Annotated in this window: 6 protein-coding genes; 5 read left to right on the plus strand and 1 reads right to left on the minus strand. The window is 63.6% G+C overall.

The genetic code is table 11. The features are described 5' to 3' along the window. The 3 genes from WA702_RS21825 to WA702_RS21835 all read left to right on the plus strand — a co-directional run. Positions 1-483 (plus strand): FCD domain-containing protein (locus WA702_RS21825; protein WP_425112626.1); only part of this gene is annotated, 483 nt, incomplete at its 5' end. A gap of 34 nt (positions 484-517) precedes the next feature. Further along, positions 518-1,894, plus strand: coding sequence for an MFS transporter (locus WA702_RS21830; RefSeq protein ID WP_425112627.1), 1,377 nt, complete (start codon positions 518-520; stop codon positions 1,892-1,894). Continuing rightward, positions 1,891-2,397 (plus strand): TonB C-terminal domain-containing protein, encoded by a 507-nt coding sequence (locus WA702_RS21835; RefSeq protein WP_425112628.1) that lies wholly within the window; start codon positions 1,891-1,893, stop codon positions 2,395-2,397. The genes WA702_RS21830 and WA702_RS21835 overlap by 4 nt, the downstream gene beginning before the upstream one ends. On the opposite strand, the gene WA702_RS21840 is transcribed toward WA702_RS21835, so the two are convergent. Continuing rightward, on the minus strand, positions 2,394-2,588 hold the full coding sequence (locus WA702_RS21840) for a hypothetical protein (RefSeq protein ID WP_425112629.1): 195 nt from the start codon (positions 2,586-2,588) through the stop codon (positions 2,394-2,396). The two genes, WA702_RS21835 and WA702_RS21840, sit on opposite strands and share 4 nt — an antisense overlap. Positions 2,589-2,922: 334 nt before the next feature. On the opposite strand from WA702_RS21840, the gene WA702_RS21845 reads away from it, so the two are divergent. After that, positions 2,923-4,179, plus strand: a complete 1,257-nt coding sequence (locus tag WA702_RS21845) for a GTP cyclohydrolase II (protein ID WP_425112630.1) — start codon at positions 2,923-2,925, stop codon at positions 4,177-4,179. 12 nt (positions 4,180-4,191) lie between these two features. Beyond that, positions 4,192-5,415, plus strand: coding sequence for a URC4/urg3 family protein (locus WA702_RS21850; protein ID WP_425112631.1), 1,224 nt, complete (start codon positions 4,192-4,194; stop codon positions 5,413-5,415). The last annotated feature ends 173 nt before the right edge of the window (positions 5,416-5,588 follow it).

A 5,588-nucleotide genomic window follows, 5' to 3' on the forward strand; every position in this document is an offset into this window, starting at 1 on the left:
GATCTCGCCCGTGAGCGCCTGCTGCTGGGCCTGCGCCGCGACATGGAGCGCTTCGTCGTCCGCCTTGCGGCCGAGCGCGCCAGCCTTTCGCACCGCAACCAGATGCAGCAGATCGAGCGCGTGCTGAGCGAACGGCGCGCCGGCGTGTCGATCGACGAGTTCAACCACTTCGACCGCCGCATCGACGCGCTGGTGCTCGCCGCCTCCGGCGAGCCGTTCCTGGCGCACACGATGCGGCCGCTGCACACGATCTATCGCCGCATCGGCTTCATCTATCACCGGCTGCTGCCGGACCATGATCTCGCCGGCACCATCGACCGCCACGTCGCCATTCTCGCGGCCGTCGCTGGCCAGCGCGCATCCGCCCCGGTGAAGGCCCGCGACACGCTGATGGACTTCATGGACCAGATGTTCGCCGACATGACCACCGGCATCGATCCCGGCCTGCTCGATTGCAACATCGAGCCGCTGCCGCTCATTTGAACTGCAAATCATCACGTGAACGAAGAGGACCGACATGCGTACCATCACCGCCAATGATCCGTTGCCGCCGCAGGCGGCGATCGACAGCGCCGTACGTTATCGGGTGAAGAACTACAGCCCGAAGGGCAACCGGGTCGGCTGGCTGATGATGGCCTCGATCCTGGTCGAGGCCTGGGATCTCTACTCGATCGCCTTCGTGCTGATCTTCGTCCAGGAGCAGTACAATCCCGGCGCGCTGGAGCTCGGGCTCGCCGCTGCCGGCACCCAGGGCGGTGCGCTGATCGGCGCACTGATCGGCGGCTGGCTGTCGGACAAGATCGGCCGCCGCGTCATGTTCCTGTCGACCATGATCATGTTCATCGTGCTGGCGCTGGCGCAGGCTGTCGTGCCTAGCATGACCTGGCTGATCATCATCCTCTTCCTGCTCGGCATCCCGCTCGGCTCGGACATCTCGACCGGCTACACCTACATCATGGAATCGATGGCCAAGGGCGAGCGCGAGGTGATGGGTAACCGCTGGCAGTTCATGTTCGCCGTCGGCGAGGTGCTGACGCTGGCCGTGATCGCGGTGTTCCTGGTGTTCGACGTCAACCATCAGTGGGTGTGGCGCATCGTGCTCGGCCTCGGCGCCGTGCCGGCCCTGATCATCCTGTTGCTGCGCCACGATGTGCCTGAGACGGCCGTGTGGCTGGTGCAGAAGGGCCGCTTCAAGGAAGCAAAGGCCGTTGCGAAGCAGATGTACGACGACGATCTGGCCATGCTGCCGAACCGGGACGTCGTGCTGCCCAAGCCGTCGACCGCGGCTTTCATTGCCGACTTGCGCAAGGATCCGGTGCGCTGGCGCGCCACGCTCTATGGCTGGATCGCCTGCTTCGCCCAGGGCAGTGAGTTCTCTACCTTCGCGTTCTATCTGCCGGTGCTGTTCACCATGGTGGGCGTCTCGAGCGTGCTCGGAAATAACCTCGTCACGATGGCGCTGTTCTGCCTCGCTGCCGTGTCCGGCTGGGTCGGGCCGCTGCTGACCCCGAAGATCGGCCATCGCGGCATCGGCATCGCCGGCTTTAGCATCGTGCTGGTCTCGCTGCTGATCGCCGCGGCCGCACTTTACCTCGACTACAAATATGTCCTGCCGTTCGCCGCCGCCGGCATGCTGTGGGGCCATTATTGGGATGCTTCGAACTGCATGACGATCCCGACCATGGTGGCGCGCCCGCGCTATCGCGGCACGGCGTCCGGCTTCGCCTACATGTTCGTGAAGCTGCCCTCGTTCCTGGCGATCTTCCTGTTCCCGTCGCTGTTCACCGCGATCGGCCAGGCCAACGCAACGTTGTTCGTGGCGATCTTCCCGCTGATCGGGTTGCTGGCTGCGATCTTCATCCTGCCGGAGGTCTACGGCTACGAGGCGGATTGATCATCGATGACGAAGACGACCCCGGCAAGGCAATTGTCGGGGTCGGTCGCCAGCTTAAAATTTCGCGACGGGGTTCGTTACGTGAGCTACAGCCCGCCTGGTTCACCGGGCAGCGTGCAATGCGATTATCGATTTTTTGTTTTCTGGTCGTGCTGTTTGGATCATCCCTTGCGCCGGCGGGTGATCCGGCTTTCGAGCAAAAGATCGCTATTTATGTATCCGCGCATTCTTCGGCATTTCCGGAATCTTTGAAAGCACGAGGGGCCGAGATACAGATGGATCTTACCATTGGTCGCGAGGGCAAGCTGCTGAACGCCGGCGTGCCTAAGAACGTGGCCTCCGCAGCTGATGAAGCGAGCATTCTGGCTGCTCTCCGTCGCATTCAGCCCTTCCCGCCTGTCCCTGAAAATCTGCCGGCGCCCTATAACCTATCGGCGGTCTTTGTGTTTGTTCCGAGCGTTTCAGCCAAACACAAAGACGGTGGCGTCTGTCGAGGTTGTTAGCAACGGTCAAGCGCAGTTCCGTAGCCCGGACGAGCGTAGCGATATCCGGGATTACATAGGCAAAGCCCGCACGTCGCTGCGCTCATGCACGACGCTTCGATCGCCACGATCGTGCCGCCGGCAATGCCGAGATCGGCGCGGCGAAGCTGCTTGTTCTGCCAGAGCGCTGCGTTGCGAATGATCAGGTCCATCTGAAGTTACCGTTGTCATCGTGAGCGCGCCCCCCTCTCATGGGCTCACGAAAAGCAAATGCTATGCCGCCGGTGTCACCGGATTACTACGCATTCGTCATACTTCGTTCAGGAAACCGAAACGCTGCACGCGCGCCGCCTCTCCCGCATTTACCCGCAAATGAGTCCGGTTTTTGCACCTGCGTCGACCGCCGCGATGTAGCTTGATACACTTGTTTTCGGCGCAAAAGCTGCTATATTGCTGCATGGAAACTATTTGCTCTTCCCAGTCAGGCCCGTCATCTCGGCGGGCCGTTGCTGTTTTGGGGGATGCTCTGCTGCCAGGGGCCCTGCAATGACGCGCTCCAATCGGACTGATCACATCCGGCTCACCTCGCATCCCGTGCCGGGCGCCAAGCATAACTTCCCCCTGCAATGGGGCGCCGGGACGGCACGCGAGCGCGGCCCGATCATCGGCACCGTGTCCCGGCCGCAGGACCGCAATGTGATCGGAAGCCATGGCGGCTCCTATACCGTCTATCGCGCGCTGGCCGTGTCCGCCGGCGCGCTCGATCCAATCCGCCGCCCTGATCTCACCAATACCTATCCGGCCGCGACCATCGGCCCCTTCCCGCAATGGACCGATCCGGCCAAGATCGTCGCCCTCGACCCGTGGGGCCATCTGGTGGCCGAGAACTTTGGCGCCGAGATCGCCGAAGGCATCGATATCCGTCCGACCATCGCCGTCACCAAGGCGCGGCTCGACCTGCCCGAGCTTCATGCCGCGCTCGCGGCCAAGCGCCTTGTCAACGACGGTGACGTCGTTCATGCCAATGGCAGCGTTTCGGTGACGAAGATCGCGATCGATCCGGTGTGGTACCTGCCCGGTGTCGCGCAGCGTTTCGGCACCGGCGAGAGCAGCCTGCGCCGCAGCCTGTTCGAGCAGACCGGCGGCATGTATCCGGAGCTGGTGACGCGGCCGGACCTGCAGGTGTTCTTGCCGCCGATCGGCGGCACCACGGTCTATCTGTTCGGCGACGTCGACAAGCTGCAGGATCCGCGCACCCGGATCACCTGCCGCGTGCATGACGAATGCAACGGCTCTGACGTGTTCGGCTCCGACATCTGCACCTGCCGGCCCTATCTGATCCACGGCATCGAGGAATGTGTGCGCGCCGGCCAGACCGGCGGGCTCGGCATCGTCGTCTACAACCGCAAGGAAGGCCGCGCGCTCGGCGAGGTCACCAAATTCCTGGTCTACAACGCGCGCAAGCGGCAGGAGGACGGCGACGCCGCGGCGGCCTATTTCGAGCGCACCGAATGCGTCGCCGGCGTGCAGGACGCACGCTTCCAGCAGCTGATGCCGGACGTGATCCATTGGATGGGTATCACCCGGATCGACCGCTTCGTCTCGATGAGCGACATGAAGTATGACGCGCTGGCCAGCCAGGGCGTCGAGATCGTCGAGCGCGTGCCGATCCCAGATGAACTGATCCCGGCCGATGCGCATGTCGAGATGGCCGCCAAGAAGGCCGCCGGCTATTTCTCGCTCGAGCCGCAGAAGCCGCAAGAGCTCGACGATACCGTCGGGCGCTCGCTGGAAAAATACTGATCGACGTGCGCCATGAATGAGGCCATTTCGCTTCTGTCGGCCAGTGCGGTGCGCGAGCGGGCGCACAGGATGCTTGCGCTCGGTCTTCAGGACAGGCTGCCACATTTTCGAGTCGATCTGGGTAAGCTGGATGCGACCGCGGATCTCGTGCTCGCGGTGACGCACGCGGCCTATCCTGATGGCGATATCCCTTTCCATTCGCGCTGGCGCCATTTTGTCATCGGCGGCGTCGATCGCTGGGTCGCGATCGCCGACAAGGTGACGTGGCCAGACGCGGCGGCGCGCGCCCGCGCCGCGTTCGATCTCGCCATATCAAGCGTGCTGCTCGACGCCGGCGCCGGGCCCGCCTGGCGCTATCACGATGCAATGACCGGCCAGCGCATCGGCCGCTCCGAGGGGCTGGCGCTGGCCAGCCTCGATATGTTCGCGCGCGGCGCGTTCTCGGACCGCGCGGATCAGCCGCTGCGCGTCGATGCGAATAGGCTCGCCCAATTGTCGGTCGGCGATCTCGAACGGGGTTTTCAGGTCAGCGCCGACAACCCGCTGATCGGACTCGAAGGCCGCGTCGCCCTGTTGCGCCGGCTGGGCGAGCTCATCGCGCGCAAGCCCGAGGTGTTCGCGATCAAGGATGCCGCGCGTCCGGGCGGCCTGTTCGACCATTTGGTGGCACGCGCCAATGGCGGCTGCATCGAAGCCGCAACGATCCTGTCGGAGCTCTTGATCCAGCTCGGGCCGATCTGGCCGTCACGCATCACCCTCGACGGTGTCGCGCTCGGCGATTGCTGGCGGCATCCGGCGCTGGTGACCGAAGACACCACGAGCGGGCTGGTGCCGCTGCACAAGCTGTCGCAATGGATGACTTATTCGCTGATCGAGCCGCTGCAGCGTGCCGGACTCGAGGTGGTCGATATCGACGGCCTGACGGGATTGGCCGAATACCGCAATGGCGGCCTGTTCGTCGATGGCGGCGTGCTAAGCTTGCGCGATGCCGACGATGCCACGCGCGCCCACGCGGTGGATTCGCCTGTCGTGGTCGAATGGCGCGCTCTCACCGTGGCCCTGCTTGATCGCCTCGCGGCGGTGATCCGGCAACGGCTCGGTCAGGACGCCGAAAGCCTGCCGCTGGCAAGAATTCTCGAAGGCGGCACCTGGGCGGCCGGACGCAAGCTCGCCTTCGCGCGCCGCCCGGACGGCTCGCCGCCACTCAAGGTGATCAGCGACGGCACGGTGTTTTAGCCGGTGCGATGTTTAGGAATGATCGTCATTGCGAGCGAAGCGAAGCAGTCTGGATTGCTTCGTCGGGGCTGTCAGGAAATAGACAGAAACGAGAACAAGTTTCGTAACAGATCGAGTCTGAAACCGAATCGAAGCAAGAACCTTGTTCACGTTTTTGTCTAAAAACTTACAGC

Origin of the sequence: Bradyrhizobium sp., from assembly GCF_049798375.1 — a bacterium.
Taxonomy (GTDB): Bacteria; Pseudomonadota; Alphaproteobacteria; order Rhizobiales; family Xanthobacteraceae; genus Bradyrhizobium.